Source organism: Mycolicibacterium aichiense, from assembly GCF_010726245.1.
In the GTDB taxonomy this organism is placed as follows: domain Bacteria; phylum Actinomycetota; class Actinomycetes; order Mycobacteriales; family Mycobacteriaceae; genus Mycobacterium; species Mycobacterium aichiense.
Map to the genome: position 1 here is coordinate 2,971,351 of NZ_AP022561.1, position 22,008 is coordinate 2,993,358.

The 22,008-nt window shown below is 69.6% G+C and carries 19 protein-coding genes; 10 read left to right on the forward strand and 9 right to left on the reverse strand.

Annotated features, from left to right (window positions below; all coding sequences use genetic code 11):
• Positions 1-47: 47 nt before the first annotated feature.
• From lon to G6N32_RS14495, 5 genes are all read left to right on the forward strand, one after another.
• Entirely contained in the window at positions 48-2,369 is a 2,322-nt protein-coding gene (gene lon, locus G6N32_RS14475) for an endopeptidase La (protein ID WP_115320178.1), read from the forward strand.
• A gap of 80 nt (positions 2,370-2,449) precedes the next feature.
• Complete coding sequence (locus G6N32_RS14480) at positions 2,450-2,782, forward strand: TfoX/Sxy family protein (RefSeq protein ID WP_115320179.1); 333 nt, start codon at positions 2,450-2,452, stop codon at positions 2,780-2,782.
• A gap of 39 nt (positions 2,783-2,821) precedes the next feature.
• Positions 2,822-3,637, forward strand: a complete 816-nt coding sequence (locus G6N32_RS14485) for an LLM class F420-dependent oxidoreductase (protein WP_115320180.1) — start codon at positions 2,822-2,824, stop codon at positions 3,635-3,637.
• Positions 3,638-3,700: 63 nt separating this feature from the next.
• Positions 3,701-4,342, forward strand: a complete 642-nt coding sequence (locus G6N32_RS14490; protein ID WP_115320181.1) for an endonuclease — start codon at positions 3,701-3,703, stop codon at positions 4,340-4,342.
• A 3-nt stretch (positions 4,343-4,345) separates the two neighbouring features.
• Positions 4,346-5,074 carry a DUF72 domain-containing protein gene (locus G6N32_RS14495; RefSeq protein ID WP_115320182.1) on the forward strand — a complete coding sequence of 243 codons (729 nt, stop codon included), beginning with the start codon at positions 4,346-4,348 and terminating at the stop codon, positions 5,072-5,074.
• On the opposite strand, the gene G6N32_RS14500 is transcribed toward G6N32_RS14495, so the two are convergent.
• From G6N32_RS14500 to G6N32_RS14510, 3 genes are all read right to left on the reverse strand, one after another.
• Positions 5,060-5,803 (reverse strand): SHOCT domain-containing protein, encoded by a 744-nt coding sequence (locus G6N32_RS14500; RefSeq protein ID WP_115320183.1) that lies wholly within the window; start codon positions 5,801-5,803, stop codon positions 5,060-5,062. The two genes, G6N32_RS14495 and G6N32_RS14500, sit on opposite strands and share 15 nt — an antisense overlap.
• Positions 5,804-5,825: 22 nt before the next feature.
• Positions 5,826-8,162, reverse strand: coding sequence for a Rossmann-fold NAD(P)-binding domain-containing protein (locus tag G6N32_RS14505; protein WP_115320184.1), 2,337 nt, complete (start codon positions 8,160-8,162; stop codon positions 5,826-5,828).
• Between the two features lie 90 nt (positions 8,163-8,252).
• Positions 8,253-9,719: an acetyl-CoA acetyltransferase gene (locus G6N32_RS14510; RefSeq protein ID WP_115320185.1), complete on the reverse strand. Its 1,467-nt coding sequence runs from the start codon at positions 9,717-9,719 to the stop codon at positions 8,253-8,255.
• Positions 9,720-9,835: 116 nt separating this feature from the next.
• Here G6N32_RS14510 and G6N32_RS14515 point away from each other — a divergent pair, with 116 nt between their 5' ends.
• Together G6N32_RS14515 and G6N32_RS14520 are read left to right on the forward strand one after the other, a co-directional pair.
• A complete protein-coding gene (locus tag G6N32_RS14515; protein WP_115320186.1) occupies positions 9,836-10,582 on the forward strand; it encodes an alpha/beta fold hydrolase in 747 nt (248 codons plus the stop codon).
• A gap of 115 nt (positions 10,583-10,697) precedes the next feature.
• Positions 10,698-11,126, forward strand: coding sequence for a hypothetical protein (locus G6N32_RS14520; RefSeq protein ID WP_115320187.1), 429 nt, complete (start codon positions 10,698-10,700; stop codon positions 11,124-11,126).
• Positions 11,127-11,223: 97 nt separating this feature from the next.
• Here G6N32_RS14520 and G6N32_RS14525 read toward each other — a convergent pair whose 3' ends face one another.
• Both G6N32_RS14525 and G6N32_RS14530 read right to left on the reverse strand, forming a co-directional pair.
• Positions 11,224-12,660 (reverse strand): aldehyde dehydrogenase, encoded by a 1,437-nt coding sequence (locus G6N32_RS14525; protein ID WP_115320188.1) that lies wholly within the window; start codon positions 12,658-12,660, stop codon positions 11,224-11,226.
• Between the two features lies 1 nt (position 12,661).
• Positions 12,662-14,998 (reverse strand): CaiB/BaiF CoA transferase family protein, encoded by a 2,337-nt coding sequence (locus tag G6N32_RS14530; protein WP_232077115.1) that lies wholly within the window; start codon positions 14,996-14,998, stop codon positions 12,662-12,664.
• A gap of 94 nt (positions 14,999-15,092) precedes the next feature.
• Between G6N32_RS14530 and G6N32_RS14535 the strand changes: the two genes are divergently transcribed.
• Together G6N32_RS14535 and G6N32_RS14540 are read left to right on the forward strand one after the other, a co-directional pair.
• Positions 15,093-17,519, forward strand: coding sequence for a phosphoketolase family protein (locus G6N32_RS14535; protein WP_115320190.1), 2,427 nt, complete (start codon positions 15,093-15,095; stop codon positions 17,517-17,519).
• 45 nt (positions 17,520-17,564) lie between these two features.
• Positions 17,565-18,329, forward strand: coding sequence for a CPBP family intramembrane glutamic endopeptidase (locus tag G6N32_RS14540; RefSeq protein WP_115320191.1), 765 nt, complete (start codon positions 17,565-17,567; stop codon positions 18,327-18,329).
• Here G6N32_RS14540 and G6N32_RS14545 read toward each other — a convergent pair.
• On the reverse strand, positions 18,321-18,899 hold the full coding sequence (locus G6N32_RS14545) for a CGNR zinc finger domain-containing protein (RefSeq protein WP_115320192.1): 579 nt from the start codon (positions 18,897-18,899) through the stop codon (positions 18,321-18,323). The two genes, G6N32_RS14540 and G6N32_RS14545, sit on opposite strands and share 9 nt — an antisense overlap.
• Before the next feature lie 122 nt (positions 18,900-19,021).
• On the opposite strand from G6N32_RS14545, the gene G6N32_RS14550 reads away from it, so the two are divergent.
• Positions 19,022-19,525 carry a hypothetical protein gene (locus G6N32_RS14550; RefSeq protein WP_232077116.1) on the forward strand — a complete coding sequence of 168 codons (504 nt, stop codon included), beginning with the start codon at positions 19,022-19,024 and terminating at the stop codon, positions 19,523-19,525.
• Position 19,526: 1 nt separating this feature from the next.
• Here the strand turns inward: G6N32_RS14550 and G6N32_RS14555 are convergent, their stop codons facing one another.
• From G6N32_RS14555 to G6N32_RS14565, 3 genes are all read right to left on the reverse strand, one after another.
• Positions 19,527-20,531 carry a zinc-binding alcohol dehydrogenase family protein gene (locus G6N32_RS14555; RefSeq protein WP_115320193.1) on the reverse strand — a complete coding sequence of 335 codons (1,005 nt, stop codon included), beginning with the start codon at positions 20,529-20,531 and terminating at the stop codon, positions 19,527-19,529.
• A complete protein-coding gene (locus G6N32_RS14560; RefSeq protein ID WP_115320194.1) occupies positions 20,531-20,830 on the reverse strand; it encodes a GlsB/YeaQ/YmgE family stress response membrane protein in 300 nt (99 codons plus the stop codon). The genes G6N32_RS14555 and G6N32_RS14560 overlap by 1 nt, the downstream gene beginning before the upstream one ends.
• A 101-nt stretch (positions 20,831-20,931) precedes the next feature.
• Complete coding sequence (locus G6N32_RS14565; RefSeq protein WP_115320195.1) at positions 20,932-21,975, reverse strand: APA family fibronectin-binding glycoprotein; 1,044 nt, start codon at positions 21,973-21,975, stop codon at positions 20,932-20,934.
• Between the last annotated feature and the right edge of the window lie 33 nt (positions 21,976-22,008).

Genomic DNA, 22,008 nt, shown 5'->3' on the forward strand with positions numbered 1-22,008 from the left:
TGGAACCAGTCAAGGTTGAGTCGGTCAGACTGAACTTTGGAGGATTGATGGCTGAAGCCAAATCTGTGCCGGTCCTGTTTGTCAGCGAGCCGATCGTGCTGCCGGGAATGGTGGTGCCGATCGAACTCGACGACGCCGCGCGTGCCGCGGTGGACGCGGCGCAGGCCACCCCGACCGGCAAGCTCTTGATCGCCCCGCGCCTGGACGATCGCTACCCCACCTATGGCGTCATCGCGTCGATCGTGCAGGTGGGCCGCATTCCCGGTGGCGGCGCCGCGGCCGTCGTGCGCGGTGAGAGCCGCGCCCACATCGGCTCCGGAACCACCGGGCCGGGTGCGGCGCTATGGGTCGAGGTCGACGAGATAACCGCCGCCGAGCCCACCGAGGACACCACGGCGCTGGCCGCGGAGTACAAGAAACTGCTGCTGGCGATGCTGCAACGCCGCGAGGCCTGGCAGATCGTCGACGTGGTCAACAAGATCACCGACCCGTCGGCGCTCGCCGACACCGCCGGCTACGCGTCCTATCTGTCCGACGTCCAGAAGCGTCAGCTGCTGGAGACCGAAGACGTGGCCGCCCGCCTGCAGGTGCTGATCGACTGGACCTCCGAGCATCTGGCCGAGGTCGAGGTCAGCGACAAGATCTCGCAGGACGTCCGGGAAGGCATGGAGAAGACGCAGAAGGAGTTCCTGCTGCGCCAACAGCTCAACGCCATCCGCAAGGAACTCGGCGAGGGCGAGCCCGACGGATCCGACGATTACCGGGCCCGTGTCGAGGCGGCCGACCTGCCGGACAAGGTCCGGGAGGCCGCGTTGCGCGAGGTCGGCAAGCTGGAACGCTCCAGCGAGCAGAGCCCGGAAGGCGGCTGGATCCGCACCTGGCTCGACACCGTCCTGGACCTGCCGTGGAACACCCGTACCGAGGACTCGACCGACCTGAAGGCGGCCCGCGACATCCTCGATGCCGACCACCACGGGCTGGATGACGTCAAGGACCGCATCGTCGAGTACCTGGCCGTGCGCTCCCGTCGCGCCCAGCGCGGGCTGCAGGTCGTCGGCGGCCGCGGCTCCGGTGCCGTGATGGTGCTGGCCGGCCCTCCCGGCGTCGGCAAGACGTCACTGGGTGAATCGGTGGCACGGGCGTTGGGCCGCAAGTTCGTTCGCGTCGCCCTGGGCGGCGTGCGTGACGAGGCCGAGATCCGCGGGCACCGGCGTACCTACGTGGGCGCACTGCCCGGCCGGATCGTCCGGGCCATCGGCGAGGCCGGTTCGATGAACCCGGTCGTGCTGCTCGACGAGATCGACAAGGTCGGCTCCGACTACCGGGGCGATCCATCGGCCGCGCTGTTGGAGGTCCTGGACCCCGCACAGAACCACACGTTCCGCGACCACTACCTGGACCTGGACCTGGACCTGTCCGACGTGGTGTTCCTGGCGACGGCCAACGTGATCGAGAACATCCCTTCGGCCCTGCTGGACCGCATGGAGTTGGTGCAGATCGACGGCTACACCGAGGACGACAAGGTGGCCATCGCGCGCGAATACCTGCTGCCCCGGCAGCGCGACCGCGCGGCGCTGACCCCCGAGGAGGTCACGGTCACCGACGCGGCGCTGCGCAAGATCGCCGCGGACTACACCCGGGAGCCCGGTGTGCGCCAGTTCGAGAGGCTGCTGGCCAAGGCGTTGCGTAAGGCGACGACCAAACTAGATGCCAACCCGGATCCAATCGTGATCGATGAGCCGGATCTGGTTGGCTACCTTGGCCGTCCGCGCTTCACCCCGGAATCGGCGGAACGCACCGCCGTGCCGGGCGTGGCGACCGGACTGGCGGTGACGGGGCTGGGCGGCGATGTGCTCTACATCGAAGCCGGCTCGACCGACGGTGAGCCGAGCGTTCAGCTGACCGGTCAGCTGGGTGACGTGATGAAGGAGTCGGCGCAGATCGCGCTGTCCTACGTCCGTAGCCACGCCGAGCAGCTGGGTGTGGATCCGGCGGCGCTGAACCGCAAGATCCACGTGCACGTGCCGGCCGGCGCGGTGCCCAAGGACGGTCCGTCCGCCGGCGTCACGATGGTCACCGCGCTGGTGTCCATGGCCACCGGACGGCAGGTCCGCTCCGACGTCGGGATGACCGGCGAGGTCACCCTGAACGGGCGGGTGCTGCCCATCGGCGGCGTCAAGCAGAAGCTGCTGGCCGCGCAACGGGCCGGTCTGTCAACGGTTTTCATCCCGCAGCGCAACGAGGCCGACCTGGACGACGTCCCGGCCGAGGTGCTCGAGGCGCTGACCGTGAAGCCGATGACGGACGTCGCCGACATCGTCGCGCAGGCGCTGGAGCCGGCCACCGAGGCAGCCACCGCTGCGGCCTGACGCTCGACCAGGCACAAACTCGGGCTGATTCGCCAGAATCGGCCCGAGTTTGTGTCTGCTGGGCGTAGTAACTTCTGGCTATGGCCTACGACGAGGATCTCGCCAACCGGCTGCGCGAACTGCTCGCGACCGAACACGGCGTCGACGAGAAGCGGATGTTCGGCGGGGTGGCGTTCCTGATCAACGGCAACATGGCCGTGTGCGCCAGCGGTCAGGGCGGCTTGATGGTGCGGGTACCGCCAGAGGACACCGCCGCCCTGCTGGAACGAGACCACACCGCACCGATGATCATGGCGGGGCGCGAAACTCGCGGCTGGATCAGGATCGGCGACGACGGTGTGCGAACGAAACGTCAGCTGCAGAGCTGGGCCACCCGCGGCGTCGACTACGCGAAATCCCTGCCACCGAAGTAGCGCCGGAATAAATCCCGGTGAGCCGGGCTTGTCGCGTGCATGACCCATCCCGTGCGCGTCGCCGTGCAGATTCAGCCCGCCGACACTCCTGACTACGCCACCTGGCGGCGTGCCGTTCTGCACGCCGAGGACATCGGCGTCGACGTCATCTTCGGCTACGACCACTTCCACGCACCGTTCATCTCCTCGATCGCCGACGCGAAACCGGTGCTGGCGGCCACGCAGCCGGATGTCAACAACTTCGAGGGCTGGACGGCACTGGCCTCCTGGGGTGAGATCACCACCCGGGCCGAGCTCGGGCTGCTGGTGTCCGGGATGGGCTACCGCAATCCGGACCTGCTCGCCGACATGGCCCGCACCGTCGATCACATCAGCGGTGGGCGCGCCATCCTCGGCGTCGGCGCCGGCTGGTATGAGAAGGACTACACCACATACGGTTTCGACTTCGGGACCGTCAAGTCCCGGGCGGACGCCTTCGACGAGGGTCTGCTGCGCATCGAGCGGCGGTTCGGCCTGCTGCAGCCGGCGCCGCTGCGCAAGATCCCGATCCTGATCGGCGGATCCGGCCCCAAGCGCACGCTGCCCGCCGTCGCACGCCACGCCGACATCTGGCACACCTTCCTGCCGCTGGACTCGTACCGGGAGGCCAGTGCCCGCGTCGCCGAGCTGGCCGCCGGCTTCGGGCGCGCCGACAGCGATATCGAGCGCTCGACGTTCTGGACCGATCCGCGGTCGGCGGACGATTATCTGGCCGCCGGTGCGACGTTGTTCCACACCGAGGTCCGCGCATCGGCCGGCAGATACGACCTGAGCACGGTCGAGAAGATGGTCGACTGGCGCGACGGCATACGCTGAGAATGTCTGACGCCGAAATGACACATCGTTTCGTCGGCTTACTCCGCGGGTATCGCCTGCCAGATGGATGATGCGGAGGCCAGGCGCCTCATTCAGCGTCTGCGTCAGCACGCGGGCAGAACCTATGCCGCGGAAGCGGGAATCACCTTGCGGGACACGCCGATGCCGCTGTTCCAGCTGTTGGTGCTGTGCATGCTGGCCAGTAAACCGATTGATGCCGGGATCGCTATGCAGGCCGCGCGGGAGCTGTTCCGGGCCGGACTGCGCACACCGCGCGCGGTGATGGCGGCCAACCGGCAGACCATGATCGACGCGTTCGCCCGGGCCAACTACGTGCGCTACGACGAGAGTTCCGCGTCACGGTTGACCGAACTCGCGACCAGGGTCAACGACGACTACCGCAACGACCTGCGCACGCTGGCCCGCATCACCAAACCCGAAGTGAAGAACGCCAAGCAGGCGCTCAAGCAGTTCACCGGAATCGGGGACACCGGATCGGACATCTTCCTGCGGGAGGTCCAGGACGTCTGGCCGTGGGTGCGGCCCTTCTTCGACAAACGCTCACTGGACAGCGCCGAGCAACTCGGTCTCCCCCGCGACCCCGACAAGCTGGCCGCCCTCACCGGCCGTGCGATCGCGCCGCTTGCCGCGGGGCTGGTGCGGGTCTCCCTCGACGACGACGTGCGGCAGCGCATCGCCGGCTGACCCGTGACCGTCCGGATCGGCACCTCCGGGTGGTCCTACGACCACTGGGAATCGGTGCTGTACCGCCCGGGACTTCCGGCGGCCAAGCGGCTCGCCCGCTACGCCGAGGTGTTCGATACCGTCGAACTCAACGCCAGCTTCTACCGCTGGCCCAAGGACGCCACCTTCGCAGGCTGGCACACCCGGTTGCCCGACGGATTCACCATGACGGTCAAGACGCACCGCGGCCTGAGTCACTACCGGCGACTCAACAACCCCGAACCCTGGATCGACCGGCTGGAGCGCTGCCAGCGGGCGCTCGGTGACACACGGGAGGCGGTGCTGGTCCAACTGCATCCCGACCTCGAACGCGACGACGCCCGTCTGGCCCACTTCCTGTCGCTGATCCCCGACTGGATTCGGGTGGCCCTCGAGATGCGTCACCCGTCGTGGGACGACCCGCGTGTCTACGAGCTCCTGGAGCGCCACCACGCCGCCTACGTGGTGATCAGCGGACCCGGTATGCCTTGCGTGCTGCGCGCCACGACCGATCTGGTCTACGTGCGCATGCACGGCCCCGACAGCGCGCCCATCTATGCCGGGGACTACACCGAGGCCGACCTGAATTGGTGGGCCGACCGGATTCGGGAATGGCAGGACCAGCACCGGCGGGTGCTGGTCTATTTCAACAACGACGGGCAGGGTCACGCCGTCTGGAACGCGCTGCGGCTGCGGGAACTACTCGGCGGGTGATTCGAGCAGTCTTTGTCGCGCCGTGGCGAATTCGGTGTCGGTAAGGTCGCCGCGGTCGCGCATGGTCTTCAACGTCTGCAGCCGCTCGGCCAGTTCGGGCGGCAGGTCGTCCGGTTGCGGCGCAGCCCGCACGATTGGCTCGTCCGCGATGAGTTCGATGAGCTGCGGGCGGGCCGGATCGATCCGCACCGCCACCCGGTCGTCGGCCTCGGGCAACTCACCCAAGGTGAAGGTCGCCGCCACTTGGGCCTCGTAAGGTGTTGCGCCGTCGAAGCGTTCGACGCGCAGCCGCAACACGCGGCGGCAGGCATCCTTGTTGACCACCACGTTGAACGTCGGCCTGATGACCTCCAGCACGACACCGGCGGCGGCCACCCCGGCGCTGCGCAGCTGATCGACCCGAGACACCGCGACAACCAGCCACGCCGCATAGCCGATGACGACCACGCTCCACAGCACCAGCCACCACACCGAGAGCGGGGTCGTCCAGTCGGCAGCCCATGGCACCGTCGAGGCGATCACCCAGCCGAGCAACGCCGGACGCGGCGACCGGCGTGAAATCGCCAGGAACACAACGAACTGCGCGACGTAACCGCCGAGCCAGACACCGAGCACCCAGCCTTTGGCCGAGGTGGCGCCGGCGTGGTCGAGCATCCGGGTGGCGACCAGCGCCGGGGCGGCGATCAGCACCCACCACAGTGCCGACAGTGTCGCTATGGTCCGCCACATCACCGGGCCACGGTATACCGCGTCACACCCGCACCACGTCGCAGGCAGCTGCCAGCACGGTGACCAGCCCGGAGGATCCGTCGACCCGGACCCGCATGCCGGTACCCAACCCGGCCGCGACCCCGGCGATGAACGGCACACCGAACTCAGCGGCGAACACGCTCACATCACCCAGCGTGGCACCGCCGTCGGTGAGCACTGCGCCGGGTGTGCCCAGCAGCTCGACCGCGTCGATGTCGGCGCCCGCGACAACGGCGATGTCCGCGGCTCCCAACCCGAAGTCGGCGGCGGAATCGACCACCCGGACCGTGCCTTCCACCGCGCCGGGGAACAGTCCGGTTCCGTGCAACTCGTCGCCGACCTGTGCGAGATTCGTCGCGGGGACCGGCGTCCAGGACCCGTCGATGACGGTGGGCAGTCGCACAGCCTGCAACCGCTCACGCTCGGCGATGCGACGTTTGATACGCAGCCGGGTGTCGGCGGGTAAGGCCAGTGCTTCGTCGACGGTCAGCTCGAAGACGTCGTCGAGCACCGCGATCTTGTCCGCCGCCACCAGCCTGCGGCCCAATTCCCGTACCGCAAGCCGAAGTTGGTGGGTGTACCGCAGGGTGGTGTCATAGGCCAGCACTCGGCAGGCCTGCGCGGCGGGCACCGTCGCGTGGTCGTCGGCTCCTGAGCCGTGCAGCCGAGCGGCCGCCGCCAGCAGTGCGTCAGGACGATCACCGAGGACGGGCGTCGCGAGCTCCGCGGCCCCCGGCCCGCGGTGCCCGAGATGAGCCAGCGCCGAGGCGAACGCACTGGCCAACATCGGCGCGCCGGTGCGGGTGGCCGCCATATCGCCGGCCTCCAACGCGGCGCGCGCGTACGGATGCGCACGCAGCACCCGCGCCAGCGACGCGACCTCGGCACGAATGCTCATCGGCTGATCCGCCCCGCTCAGCTGCGCCGGGGCCGCCTCGGCGAGCACGACCGCGAGCGCACTCAACGTCCAACCTTCATGAATTCTGGTACGCAGCAGCCGGATTCGAGCATCGAGCTGGGCATCGCGCAGCAGCCCGAGCTTGGCGGTGTCGCGCCGTTCGGCGTCGGCGGCGTCGCGGTAGGCCCGCAGGTGGCGGCCGAACATGCGAGCGCCGGCCTGCAGACGGGTCGTCGACATGGCACCGGTCACCGTGGCGAATGCACCGGGTCCCGCAGTCGGGACATCGGCGGCGGCACGCAACCGCCGCGACAGACCGGCAACGCGGGCCGGGAGTCGCGACTCGGCGGCCGCGAGGGCCGAGGCGCCCAGATAGATCCGGTGGCCGAAGGACGCGACCAGACGGCTCTCCCATTCACCGGCGACCGCGCCGCGCACATCCAGCAGCGCGGCCAGCGACCGGCCGGCCAGCCGCAACCCACCCAGATGGAGATCCAGCGACATCGGTGTGAGCGGGCCTGCCGTCGCTTCACTCAGCGGACCTGCCACGAACACCGGGAAGCGCGGATCGATCCGGTCGTCGAACTCGCCGTCGGCGCCCTCGGGTGCGGCCCTGCCGCCTGCTGCCCGGGCAACGGTGGTGACCGGCAACGGGACCCGCCCGGGGACGGCGAGTGCGCCGGACCTGCCGATCTTGCGGCCCTGCAGTCCGCGCACCGTGTCGACGACGGCATCGGTTGCGCCCCAGCCGCATTCGAATTCCCACTCGGTTCGCAGGGCGGCCAGATCAAACGGCGGGCCCAGCTGCGGCCAGCCGGGCACACCGCGAACCCTGGGACGCGGGTCGACCCCGCCGAGCAGCCGGGCCGCGGAGACGACGCTGGTGGTGTCCACCCCGGCCAGGTCGACGACACCGGTGCGCTCGGTACCGGCGGCAAGGACAAGGAACCGGATCAGATCGTCGACGTGCAGAACGTGAAGCGATCCGGTGGCGTCGGCGTCCAGCAGCGCCGCGACCGACCGGCAGACCAGGCCGTCGCACTGGCGGCCCATCGGCGCGGCGATGCGGACCACCAGGTTCGGCGCCCAGCAGGTGCTGACCAGGTCCTCCAGCTGCGCAGAGCCGCGCGAACCCAACAGGGACAGCGACGGGAACACGATCCGCGCACCGCCGCGCGCGGCGGCGTCACAGACGCGGGCGATATCGGCGGGGCGGGTCAGATCGCGCCCGTCGGCGGGCAACGGGACGACCACGTCGGCCGCTTCGGCCATCCGGTAGAGCACCGGGTGGCTGGGCGCTGCGGCGACGAACTCGACGCCCGCATCGAGGTCGCGGTGCGGACGCTCGGCCATGCCGTAGACATCGTGGCCCGCCGCCAGCAGGCTCTGGGCGAGGGCGCGACCCAGCTCTCCGGTGACTTCCGTGAGCAAGATCCGCATGCTGCCACGCCCCTAGTTCCCCCGTCAGACTTCGACTCTAAGCAGGTCGCGGCCAAAAAATGGCCGTTTTCTCGCCTCGGGAGAAGCCGATCAGGACAGGCTCGCCCGGCCGTCGGCGTGCACCCGGACCTTGGCACCGGCGATGTCTTCGGCCACGGTGACCGCCGCGGCGTCGGCGTCGTCGATGACGGCCATCGCGCGGGCGTCGTCCGGGGTCCGCACCGCGAGGAACGCCTTTTCCGGGCGGCCGTCGCGATCGAACGGGGTGGTCCAGGACTCGACGGTGCCCTCGCCCTCCCATTCGACCACCGCGGTGCGGGTGGGTTCGCGGTCGACCTCGGACTGGACGTCCTCCCAGCGGAAGGCCGCCGGCGGCGGGGTCGCGCTGTACACCCCGAAGCTGTGCTTGGTGAGGAACCCGCCGTTGGCGGTGATCAGGCCGTACGCGGCGGGGTCGTCGCGCAGCAATCCGGCCATGGTGGCGATGGAGTGCATGACGTAGTTGTTCCACGGGCCACCGGCGAAGGTCAGCCCGCCGGTGACGGTCAACGGCCGCTGCGGGTCGTCGGTGGCCAGACCCAGTTCGCCGGCGGCCACCTGTACCGCCGACGGGAAGCACGAGTAGACGTCGACGTGCGCCAGGTCGTCGACGCCGACTCCGGCGAGTTCGAGCGCGCGGCGCCCCGCGATCCGGATCGCGGGAGACCGGTGCAGCTCGTGCCGTTCGGCCACCGAGTACGTGTCATGCGAGTCGGTGCCCGCGTACGGGAAGATCCACTGATCGCGCGGGATCTGCAACGCGGTGGCCTTCTCGGCCGAGCACAGGATGACGACGGCCGCCTGGTTGACCATGTTGTTGGAGTTCATCAGCTTCGGATACGGCCAGCTGATCATTCGATTGTCCGGTCCGGCCTGCCCGATCTCCTCGGCGCTGCGCGCGTCGCGGCTCCATGCCTGCGGGTTGTCCGCGGCCACCGCGCTGAACCGCGACCACAACTCCGCGACCCGGCGCTGATGATCGGCCACGCTCTCACCGCGCGCGATCCGCAGCGCCTGCTCGAAGAGCGGGTAGACGTGCGACGGCAGCAGCAATCCGATGCGCTCTTCGGCGGGGCTGGACATCGGCACCTCGTCCTCGGCGCCCGGCGGCACCGCGACGTCCTCGCCCTGACGGGTCCAGGCAGGCTTGATTCCGTTGGCCTGCATGCGCTTCCGGTTGCGCCATGTCTCGCCGCCGGCGAGCAGGACGACCTCGGCGCGGCCTTGCTGGATGTCCAGGCAGGCCTGATTGACCAGGGACTGCGGTGTGTTACCACCGACCCCGGTGTAGTAGGTCGAGGGATTGCGGGCACCGATCCGCTCGCCGAGCAGCAGACCCGGATCGCGGTAGCGCCACGACAGCAGGTTGACCACCCGGATGGCGTCGACGGCCTGCAGGACCGTCGGATCGGCGGCCTCGCGCGCGGCCGCGGCCATCAGGTCGACGGGTTCGATCTGCGCGTCGTCGCGCTGGTTGATCTGTCCCGCCGCGACCAACACCGGCGTCCGAGGATCCATCGACGGCCCCTATCTGTAGTCGTGACGGCGTTTGACGCCTGTCAAAACCTAGCATCGGTACGCCGCCGGCCCGATGGGCGGTTCTCCCCGGCCGACGGCCATGTCAGGATGTCGCCATGACGGTCGTTCTGGTACATGGCAATCCGGAAACCGACGTGATCTGGGGCCCGCTGGTCGAGGCACTCGGTCGCGCCGACGTGGTGCGGTTGTCGCCGCCCGGGTTCGGCGCCCCGCTGCCCGACGACTTCCCGGCCACGATGGTGGCCTACCGGGACTGGCTCATCGGCGAGTTGGACGGCTTCGATGAGCCCGTCGACCTCGTCGGCCATGACTGGGGCGGCGGGCATGTGCTCAATGTCGTCATGAATCGTCCCGAACTGGTCCACAGCTGGGCCACTGACGTGCTGGGGATCCTGCATCCGGATTACGTCTGGCATGACATGGCGCAGGTGTGGCAGACCCCCGGTGCCGGAGAAGAAGCCATCGAGGCGCTGGCCGCCAGCTCGCACGACGATCGGGTCGCTCTGCTGACGGGTATGGGCATCCCGGCCGCCGTCGCCACCGAGCTGTCACTGGCGCAGGGACCCGAGATGGGCCGGGCCATCCTGGCGCTGTACCGCTCGGCCGCGCAGCCGGCGGTATCCGAGGCGGGCCGGCATCTGGTCAACGCCACCGCCCGGCCGGGACTGTCGCTGTTGGCCACCGAGGACACCTACGTCGGCACCGAGGAGCAGCGCCGCGCGGCCGCCGAGCAGGCCGGGGCCCGCACCGAGGTGCTCGACGGTCTCGGCCACTGGTGGATGCTGCAGGATCCGGTGCGCGGCGCCACCGCGCTGACCCGGTTCTGGGACTCACTGGACTGAATTCGCGGCCCGCGTCAGGGTTTGGTTACCGCCTCGGCGGGTAAGCCTAAGCGTCCCCTAACAAGGAAGTGAGGGCCGCATGGCTGTGCGATCGGGAGTGATTTCAAGGGCCGCTATGACATTCGTCGGCGGTGCCGCGGTGCTGACGCTTGCCGTCGGCTGTGGCGGAGGCGATGACAGCTCGAAGACGAGCACGTCGACGACGACCACGACGACGTCGCCCACCTCCTCGGTGGTCGTGACGACCAGTCCGGCCGGCGGTGACACCACCGCACCCGGTGGCGCGACGGGCACAGCGCCCGGTGGCGTGACGGGCACGGCACCCGGCGTGAACGGCGGCGCGGGCCCCGGTGGCGTGACGGGCACGGCGCCCGGCGTGGAGGGCGGCGCCGGACCGGGCGGTGTCAGCGGATCGGCTCCAGGTGTCGAGGGCGGCGCCGGACCCGGCGGCGTGAGCGGATCGGCTCCGGGCGTCCAGGGCGGTGCCGGACCGGGCGGAGCCGGCGGCTGCGTCAACGGCGTGGGCTGCCTGGGAACGGGATAGCACGGGCTAGCACGGCATAGCTCGGGCTGGCACCGGGTTAACCACACACCTAGCTTGAGTGGCCATTCGTGACGCGTACCGCGGCACGGGTGGCCACTCAGTCGTCTGCGGGTCCGACCCGGTAGATCGACTTGAGGTCGAAGAACGCGTCCAGTCCCTCCGGGCCCAGCTCGCGGCCGATGCCGCTGGCCTTCACTCCCCCGAACGGCGCACGGAAGTCCAGCTGGTAGTCGTTGATCCCGACGGTGCCGGTGCGCACCGCGCGGGCGATCTCGGTGGCCCGCTCGTCGTCGGTCGACCACACCGTGCCGGCCAGACCGAACTCGCTGTCGTTGGCCAGCGCGACGGCCTCGTCGTCACCGTCGTACGGGATCACCGCGAGCACCGGACCGAAGATCTCTTCCTGGGCGATCCGATCGGAGTTGTCGACGTCGGCGAACACCGTCGGCGAGACGAACCAGCCGCGCGGCTGATCGGCCGGAACCGAGCCGCCCGCAACCAGTTTCGCCGAACTTGCTTTCCCGGACTCGATGTAGCCCAGCACCCGTTCGCGTTGGCGGGCACTGACCAGCGGACCGATATCGGTCGACTTGTCCAGTGGGTCACCGACGGTGAGCGCACCGACCATGCCGACGAGGGCGTCGAGCACCTCGCCGTAGCGCGATCGGGGGGCCAGGATCCGCGAGCTGAGGTGGCAGGTCTGGCCGTTGTTGACGAACGACGCGTTCCGCAGACCCGTCATGGTGGCGTCGAGGTCGGCGTCGTCGAGGATGATCGCCGCCGACTTTCCGCCCAGCTCCAGGGTGACCGGGCGCAGCAGCCGGCCGCACACCTCGCCGATCGCACGGCCGGCGACCGTCGACCCGGTGAACGTGACCTTGTCCACGCCCGGATGCGACACCAGGTAGGCGCCGGCGGCCGCACCGCCGGGAACGACGTTGAGTACGCCCGCAGGCAGCCCGGCTTCTTCGGCGGCTTGGGCGAACACCAAGGCGTCCAACGCGGTTTCGGGGGCGGCCTTGAGCACCACCGTGCAGCCGGCCGCCAGCGCGGGCGCCAGCTTGAACGCGGCCAGGGCCTGCGGATAGTTCCATGGCACGATCGCGGCCACCACGCCGACGGCTTCCCGGCGCACGACGGTGTGCCCGATCATGCTCGGGCGGATCTCCTCGATCGGCGTTTCGGTGATCAGCTGCGCGTAGTAGCGCACCAGAGCGGCCGGAAACCGGCCGTTGGCACCGCGCGACAGCGACATCGGCATGCCGTTCTCGCGGCTCACCAGTTCGTCGGTGGATCGGGCGCGGCTCTCCAGGGCCGCAGCGAAAGCAGTGAGCACGTCGGCCCGGTGATCGGGCGAGGTGGACTGCCACTGCGCGAGCGCGGCCCGCGCGGCGGCCACCGCGGCGTCGATTTCAGCCTCGGTGGCGCTGGCGCCGTCGCCCAGCGGCTCACCGGTCGCCGCTTCGATCACCGGCTGCACCTGACCGGCTTTGAGGAACTTTCCGTCGACGAAAATCTCTGCGGCGGTGCTCATCTCATCGCTCCTGGGTTTCGGCGGCCGCGGCGAACAACACGCCGTCGGCGATCAGCTGGTCGATCTCGTCGGCCGTCATGTTCAGCACGTCGCGACAGATCTGGCGGGTGTCTGCCCCGGGCAGCGGCGCGGGGCGCTGGGGCGCGGGCGGGATGTGACGGTAGGGCGCCGGACCGGCCTCGGTCGGCAGCGGATGCTCGAGCAGCGGATGGACCATGTCGCTGAACACTTTTCGCAAGCTCAGCTGCGGGTCGTCGGCCAGGTCGCCGACCCGGTTCATCGGGCCGGCGGGCACCCCGGCGGCCTGCATCGCCTCGGCAACCTGCAGCGGCGAGCGTTCCCTGGTCCACTCGGCCAGTTCCGTGTCACCGACGACGGCGGCCACCGCCTCGCGATCGGCATCGGACCGAATGGACAGCACGCACCATTCGTCATCCCCGGCGCACGCAAGTACCAGATGTTCGGTGGGGTCCGGCTCGATGTCCCCGGCTCCGGCCGCGGCGGCGGCCAGCGTGACGTAAAGGGTGTCGAGTTGGTTGATCGCGGCTTCGGCCTGCGACACGTGTGTCCGCGCACCGACGCCGTCGCGCTCGCGGCGGATCAGGCCGGCCAGCGCCCCGATCGCGCTGATCCGCCCCACCACATGGTCGGGGAAGATCGTCGTAGCGTCGTAGAACGCATGCCGCGCAGTAGGCGCCGGCGGCTCCTGCGACGTCCAGAGCCGCGTCACGCCGATCGTCGCGCGCACCAGCGGGCCGTACCCCAGACGCTTGCTCCACGGCCCGGTGTCACCGAACGCGCTGCTTTCCGCCAGTATCAGGCCGGGATTGAGCTCCCGCAGTCGCTCGGAGGAAAAGCCAAGGGCGGCCAGCGTTCCCGGCTTGAAGTTGGCGAACACCGCGTCGGAGGCGGCCACCAGCCTGCCGAACACCTCGGAACCGGCGGGGCTGCGTAGTTCCAGACCCAGACCGAGCTGGTTGCGATGGGCGCGGGCGAACGACTCGCTGATCTGCTGATCGGGACGCTTCTGGCGCAAGCCATCGGGGTAGCCGGCACTCTCGATTTTGATCACCTCGGCGCCGAGGTCGCCGAACAGCCGACTGAGTTCGCCGCCGGCGACGATCACACCGAGATCCAGCACGCGCACCCCGGCCAGCGGCCGGCACCCCACCGGCTGGGTGGCGTCCGGTGCGAATTGCGCTGACGCCCAATGGGTGTCGCTGCCGTCGAGGCCGGGTGCCGGTGCGCGGTACCCAGCGTGGCTCCCGTCGACCACCCAGTAGCCGGCAGGCACCCGAGCCGTCACGCCCGGCGCCAGTTCGACGTCGAGCAGCGCGCCGACCTCGGTGAGATGCTCGGACTCCAGCGCCTGCGACGGAGTCAGCACCGCGGCGATCGGCACGCCGTGCGCCTGACCCTCGGCAACCAGCTGAGCCATCGTTTTATCGGCGAACAGCGCGGCCATCAACTGACCGAGCTCACCGAAGGCTTTGGTGCGGGCGGCAATCGAGTCGAAGATCGGGTCCTGGAACTGTTCCGGCTCCCCCAGCCACGCCCGCATGCCGCGCCACTGCCGGGGCGCCAGCACACAGATCCGCACATAACCGTCGCGGCACGCGAAGATCGGGTACGAATCCTGATTTCGCGGCCTGCCACGCCACCGTTCGGCCGCATTGCGGGCCGTCGCGGCCTGACCCTGCGTCCCGAACGGCGGGTCCAATGTCAGCACCACCGCGTCGAACCGCGAGAAGTCGATGTAATCGCCTGTCCCACAGCGCAACCGGTTGAAGTACGCCACCAGGACCGCCCACGCCGCCTGCACGGCCGCGGTGGTCGAGGCGATACCGTCCGGGGGCAGCACCGGCGTACCCGTCATCGGTCCCGACCGGGACAGCGCGGTGGACATCGCGTAGAGCACCGCGTCACTGGCCCGCCACGACGCCCGTGGCCCCTCGGTGCCGAAGTCGGTGACCGTCATCGCGACCAGCTGCGGGAACTGGTCGGCAAGCTCGGCGCAGGAGGTGCCGAAAGCCGCCACCGATCCGGGAGTGCCGCTGTCGACCAGGATGTCGGCCTTGCCGGCCAGCTCGACGAACCGGTGCCGGTCGGCGTCGGCGGCGGGATCGAGCACCAGGCTGCGTTTGTTCGCGTTGTGCAATGCGAACGGGATACTGACGCCGTCGAGGGTGGGCAGCGCCCGGCGGGCGGGGCTACCGCCCGGCGCCTCGACCTTGATGACATCGGCGCCGAGGTCGGCCAGCAACCGGGTGACCGGGTCGCCGGTCTGGTCGCACAGGTCCAGCACTCGCACGCCGGCGAGCAGCGCAGGAGCGGTCACGAGTCCATCGCCAAGCCGAGCACGTCGGACAGCGTAGTAGTGAACAATCGGTGCCCCGGCAGCGCGGTCGCCGCGATCAGGGTTTGATGGACTCATGGACTCGATAAGCGAAGAGACCATTGACCAACTCGACGGCTGGTGGCGGGCAGCCAATTATCTCTCGGTCGGACAGATCTACCTGTTGGACAATCCGCTGCTGCGCACTCCGCTCAGCCGCGAGGACGTCAAACCCCGGTTGCTCGGCCACTGGGGCACCACGCCGGGGTTGAACTTCCTCTACGCCCACCTCAACCGCACCATCAAGGCGCGCGAGCAGTCGACGGTGTACGTCAGCGGACCCGGTCACGGCGGCCCCGGCCTGGTGGCCAACGCCTACCTGGACGGCACCTACACCGAGACCTACCCCGACATCACCCGGGACGCCGAGGGCCTGCGGCGGTTGTTCCGCCAGTTCTCCTTCCCCGGTGGCATCCCCTCCCACGTCGCCCCGGAGACCCCCGGGTCGATCCACGAGGGCGGCGAGCTCGGCTACGCGCTGTCGCACGCCTACGGGGCAGCCTTCGACAATCCGGACCTGCTGGTGGTCGCGGTGGTCGGCGACGGCGAGGCCGAGACCGGTGCGCTGGCCACCAGCTGGCATTCCAACAAGTTCGTCAACACCGCCCGCGACGGGGTGGTACTGCCGATCCTGCACCTCAACGGATACAAGATCGCCAACCCCACGGTGTTGGCACGCATCCCGGACGACGAATTGCGCAGCCTCATGGTCGGATTCGGCCACGAGCCCTACTTCTTCGAGGTGACCGAGGACGCGGCGGCCGATCACGCCGACGCGCATCGCCGGTTCGCCACCCTGCTCGACCAGGTGCTGGACCGGATCGCCGAGATCAAGGCCTCGCCCTCCGACGACCGGCCGGCGTGGCCGATGATCGTGTTCCGCACCCCCAAGGGATGGACCGGCCCGGCCTACATCGACGGCAAGAAGACCACCGGATCGTGGCGTGCGCACCAGGTCCCGCTGGCCAGCGCCCGGGACACCCCTGAGCACCTGCAGGTGCTGGCCGATTGGCTGGCGTCCTACCGTGCCGAGGAACTCTTCGACGCCGACGGCACGCTGGACCCGAACATCGCCGCGCTGGCGCCGGAAGGTCAGCTGCGGATGAGCGACAACCCGCACACCAACGGCGGATTGTTGCTCAAAGACCTTCGGCTGCCCGACTTTCGGACGTTCGGGGTGGATGTGCCCGCACCGGGTGCCACGGTCGCCGAGGCCACCCGGGTGCTCGGCCAGTGGCTGACCGAGGTGATCCGGCTCAACCCGGACAACTTCCGGATCTTCGGGCCCGACGAAACCGCGTCCAATCGGCTGCAGGCGGTCTTCGACGTGACCGACAAGCAGTGGAGTGCCGAGCTGCTCGGACCCGAGGTCGACGAACATCTGGCCCGGGCGGGGCGCGTGATGGAGATGCTGTCGGAGCATCAATGCCAGGGCTGGCTGGAGGGTTACCTGCTGACCGGCAGGCACGGGCTGTTCAACTGCTACGAGGCGTTCATCCACATCATCGACTCGATGTTCAATCAGCACGCCAAATGGCTGAAGGTGACCAACCACATCCCGTGGCGCCGGCCGATCGCCAGCCTCAATTACCTTCTGTCCAGCCATGTTTGGCGCCAAGACCACAACGGCTTCAGCCATCAGGACCCGGGCTTCATCGACCACGTCGTCAACAAGCGGGCCGAAGTGGTGCGGGTGTACCTGCCGCCGGATGCCAACACCCTGCTGTCCACCTACGACCACTGCCTGCGCTCGCGCCAGTACGTCAACGTCGTCGTCGCAGGAAAGCAGCCGCACCCCAACTTCCTCACCATGGAGGAGGCGATCGCGCACTGCACTCGCGGCCTGGGCATCTGGGAGTGGGCCGGCAACGAGACGATCGGGGAAGATCCCGACGTGGTGATCGCGGCCGCCGGTGACGTCCCGACGCTGGAGGCGCTGGCCGCCGTCGACCTGCTGCGCCAGCACCTGCCGGAGCTGCGGGTCCGGTTCGTCAACGTCGTCGACCTGATGCGGCTACAGGACGACACCGAGCATCCGCACGGACTGTCGAGCCGGGCGTTCGACGGCGTCTTCACCGCGGACAAGCCGGTGATCTTCGCCTATCACGGCTACCCCTGGCTGATCCATCGGCTGACCTACCGCCGTAGCAACGACAGCCGCATCCACGTTCGCGGGTACAAGGAAGAAGGCACCACCACGACGCCGTTCGACATGGTGATGCTCAACGACCTGGACCGCTACCACCTCGTCATCGACGTCATCGACCGAGTGCCGCACCTGCAGTCGAGCTGCGCAACTCTGCGCCAGCAGATGGTCGACAAGCGGCTCGCCGCCCGCGAATACACCCGCACCCACGGCGACGACATCCCCGAGGTACGCGACTGGGTATGGCCGGATGCGCGCGGCGGCCAGATCACCGCGGCGGTCGACGCCACCGCCGCGACCGGCGGGGACAACGAGTAGAACTTTGCTGGAGCACTGCTGAGCGCGGGTACACTCGGGCGGGTTATGTCCGAGCACAGCGCGGTGGCCGCGCCTCCCCATCCGCACGCGCTGCAGCTGGCCGCCCTGCATCACTTCCGCGTCTACGTCGATATCGGCGTCGTCGTCGTCGTGCTCGCCATGAGTAACCTGCTCGCCCACTTCACCACGCCGTGGGCCAACATCGCTGTGGTGCCCGCCGCTGCCGCCGGCTTGCTGGTGCTGGTGCGCTCCCGCGGATTGGGCTGGGCCGAACTGGGATTGGGTCGCGAACACTGGAGGTCCGGCGCGCTCTACGCGCTGGGTGCGGTGCTGCTGGTGCTGACCGTGATCGCCGTCGGCGCGCTGCTCCCCTGGACCCGCCCGATGTTCCTGAACAATCACTACGCGACGCTGTCCGGCGCCCTGGTCGCCTCGATGATCATCATTCCGCTGCAGACCGTCATCCCCGAGGAGCTCGCCTTCCGTGGCGTGCTGCACGGCGCGCTGGACCGGGCCTGGGGCTTCCGGGGCGTGGCCGCAGCGGGGTCGTTGCTGTTCGGGTTGTGGCACGTCGCGAGTTCACTGGGCTTGACCAGCAGCAACGTCGGTTTCACGCGTTTGTTCGGGGGCGGGTTCCTGGGCATGCTCGCCGGGGTGGTCATGGCGGTCCTGGCCACCGGCGCGGCCGGATTCGTCTTCACCTGGCTACGGCGGCGCAGCGGCAGCCTGATCGCGCCGATCGCATTGCACTGGTCGCTCAACGGCCTCGGCGCACTGGCCGCCGCGCTGGTGTGGCACCTGTCAACCTGAGGTTCGGCTGCGCCGCGCGCGAAACTCCCGGTTCTTGAGTTTGTTGCCGCAGGTGGCCATATCGCACCACGTACCGCCGTGGTTTCGGGAGCGGTCATAGAACGCCCACCGGCAGTTCGCGTTGCCGCACGCCTTCAGCTGCGCCCAGGTCCCGTCGCGCTGGGCCTCCGAGACGATCAGCAGCAGCGAGAGCAGCCGCCCCGGAAGGGAATCGGCGTCCGCGGCCACATCGAGCGCGCCGTCGGGACCCAGATGCACCCGCGCGGTGGCGCTGTCGGTGATCCGGCTCAGCGGGCGCAGTTCGTCGGCGGTCGGCGCGGGACCGCCCGCGTTGTGCACCAGCAGTGCGCGCAGCGCCTCTCGCACCTCACGGATCTCGTCCAGCTCCTGCGGCGTGACAGTGCCATCTACCGGGAGCAGGCCATGGGATCGCAACCAGGGCTGCGCGTCGCCGGCGGCGGCCAGCCGGTCGGCGCCGGATTCCAGGTCGGCGGTGTTGACCAGCGCCTGGACCCGGGCGAGCGGCTCCGGCGCCGGCTTGCTCTCGGGGTCTGCCAGCCAGTCGGCCATGCCGTCGAGTGTAGATACCGGTGACCATCAAAACAACTTGACTGGTCACGAATGACCGGTGTAACGTTTTGGGTGGTCATTTAGAGTGAGGCAACGAGGCCTGCTCGGAACAGGAAACGCCCATGGGGCTCAACCAATTTCACGACAACTTCGGCGAGATTAACACCCGGCTGACCGGGGGCCTCGACGCCCCCGCGCCGGCCGCGTCGGACCGGGACGCGACGGTCACCGCGCGGCTACGGGCCCGATTGTTCGCCGGCCGGCTCGACCGTGACGTCGATGACGGCATCGCGGCATTGCCCGGCAGCCCGCTGGCGGTCCACATGGCGCGACTGACCTCGATCGCCGAACGCGAAGCGCTCGCCCGCAGTCTGCGCCAGGCCCTCGCCGACCTGCACCGCGACCGGCCGGCATTCTCCTCGCACATCCCGGTGCACCCGCAGCGGCTGGCGATCTGCCGCGACGTGGTCGACGACATCACCCTGCGGCTGCACGCCCCGCAACCCGTGCGGGCGCGCGGCATGGCCAGGCTGCGGATCCTGCTGTCCGACGGAACCGGTCCGCTGTACCGCAGCGGGCGGGGCAGCCTGGCCGCCGGACTGCGCGGAGTGCTGGCCGCCCTCTAGGTCACGGCAGCAGGACCGCGGCCCCCGCGATCCGACCCTCGACCAGATCGGTCAGGGCCCGGTCGGCTTGTCCGAGCGGATATTCCGGTGTGGTGACCTCGATGCGATGGCGGCCCGCGAAGGCAAGGAACTCGCGGGCGTCTGCGCGGGTGTTCGACGAGACCGACCGGACCTGACGTTCCTGGAACAGGTGGCGCTGATAGTTCAGCGCCGGGATGTCGCTGAGGTGAATGCCCGCGATCGCCAGCGTCCCGCCGCGATCGAGCGCCTCGAGAGCAGGCAGCACCAGCTCGCCGACCGGGGCGAACATGATCGCCGCGTCCAGCGGGACCGGCGGCGGGTCGGCCGCACCCTGGGCGGACGCCGCCCCGAGGCTCAGCGCCAGCTCCTGCGCCTCGGTGCCACGCGTCATGACGTGCACCTCGGCGCCCTGCGCCAGCGCCACCTGCGCGGTGATGTGGGCGCTGCCGCCGAATCCGTAGAGCCCCAGCCGTCCCCCGGGCGGGAGTTCGGCCCGCAGCAGCGACCGGTAGCCGATGATCCCGGCGCACAGCAGCGGGGCCAGCTCGCTGTCGGTGTAGCCCGCCGGCAGTCGGTGGGCGAAATCAGCAGGCACAGTGGCGAAGTCGGCATAGCCACCGTCGGCGTCCCACCCGGTGTAGCGCGAGTTCGGGCACAGGTTCTCCGCGCCGCGTCGGCAGTACTGGCACACCCCGCAGGTGTGGCGCAGCCACGCGATGCCGACCCGGTCGCCGATGACGAATTCCGCACCCACGTCGGATCCGACGGCGACCACCTCGCCGACCACCTCGTGCCCGGGTGTCACGTGCGGGCGGTGCACAGCCAGGTCACCCTCGGTGACATGCAGGTCGGTGCGACAGACGCCGCAGGCCAGCACGGCCACCAACAGGTCGCCCGGCGCCGGCCGCGGGACGGGTGCGGCACTGTCCAGTTCCAGTGGATGAGTGCGCATCGGCCCGGGCCGGCGTACCCGCCAGGCGCGCATCAGGTCTTGCGGACCATACCGACGATCCACAGCAGGATGACCGAGCCAAGGACCGCGGTGAACAGGGTGAACCACCATCCGCCCGCGGCGGTGTCCAGGAAGAAGCTCAGCAGGAACCCGCCGACGAGCGCGCCCACGATCCCGATGACGATGTTCATCAGGATTCCCGAGCCGCCGCCTTTGACGATCTTGCCGGCGATCCAGCCCGCCAGCGCGCCGATGATGATGTAGCCGATCCAGCCGACGCTGGTCAGCGTCGTCGAACGGGCGAGGAATTCAGTCGCTGCAACCATGTCCATGACGGTCTCCTCCGGATCGCTGGCCAGCGTGAATGCCGGCCGCTATCCCTTGGTATACGCCTGGCAGGTAACGATTGGCCGCATCAAACGGCCACGATCACCTACTGGCCGGGGGTCATCCCGGGCACCGGCGTCTCCACCGGGACGGGAACACCGAGCGGGATGCGCCCACCCGCGGCGGGTGGCGGCGCGTTCGGATCGGCCACCGGCGCGTTGGGATCTGCCGCCGGCGGAGGCGGCGCCGTGTACGGGCGGATCGACTCGGCGAGCGCCTTGGCGGCGGCCGGATCGATCGGATCCTTGGCGGTGCCCAGCCACACCACGAACCAACGCTGATTGCGCTGGTCGCGCGGCGCGTTCGGGACGGAGGTGCCGACCACACCGGCCCAGATCTGGCCGTTGGGCTTGGTGGTGTCGGTGAACTTCACCTCGTAGGACGAGAAGTAGCCCGGCATATCACCGGCCTGCAGCGCGCCGCTCTGCTGGTTGAGCCGGACGCCGGGGAACGGCATGAAGAATTCGCCCATGTCCGATGCGAGCCGGATCGCGGCCTTGCTGTTGTCCTGCTCGGCGCCGGCGAACAGCTTCAGGTCCAGCCTGCCGAGGATGACGCTGGTGTCATTGGCGGTCGGTGCGGGCTGCCCGTTCTCCGCCGGTGCGGTGGTCTTGCTCAGCAGCGCCTGGCCGTAGTTGAGCCGCGACGCGTCCGACACCACCCAGCCGGCGGGAAGCAGGTAGCTGAAACCACCCGATGCGTTCGGGACCCGACCCGGCTCGAGCGGCGCGGGCGGCGGCGGGGCGTTCGGATCGGCCGGAGGCGGCGGCGGTGCATTGGGGTCCGCGGGCGGCGGCGGCGGGGCGTTCGGATCGGCCGGAGGCGGCGGCGGTGCATTGGGGTCCGCGGGCGGCGGCGGCGGGGCGTTGGGATCCGCAGGCGGCGGTGCGACCGGGGCATTGGGATCGGTGGCCGGCGGCGTCGCCGGCGGGACGGCGGGTGCCGCCGTGGTGGGTGTCGGCGTCGAGGGATCCGCGACGGCGGTCGACGACGGCAGGGCGATCGTGACGGCGGTGGCGGCGGTCACCGCGGTGACCGCGAACGCCGTCCACAGGCCTGGCCGTCGCGAAATCGAGTCCGGCTGCGTCATGGCGATGAACCTACCGTGTTACGGCCGTGACGC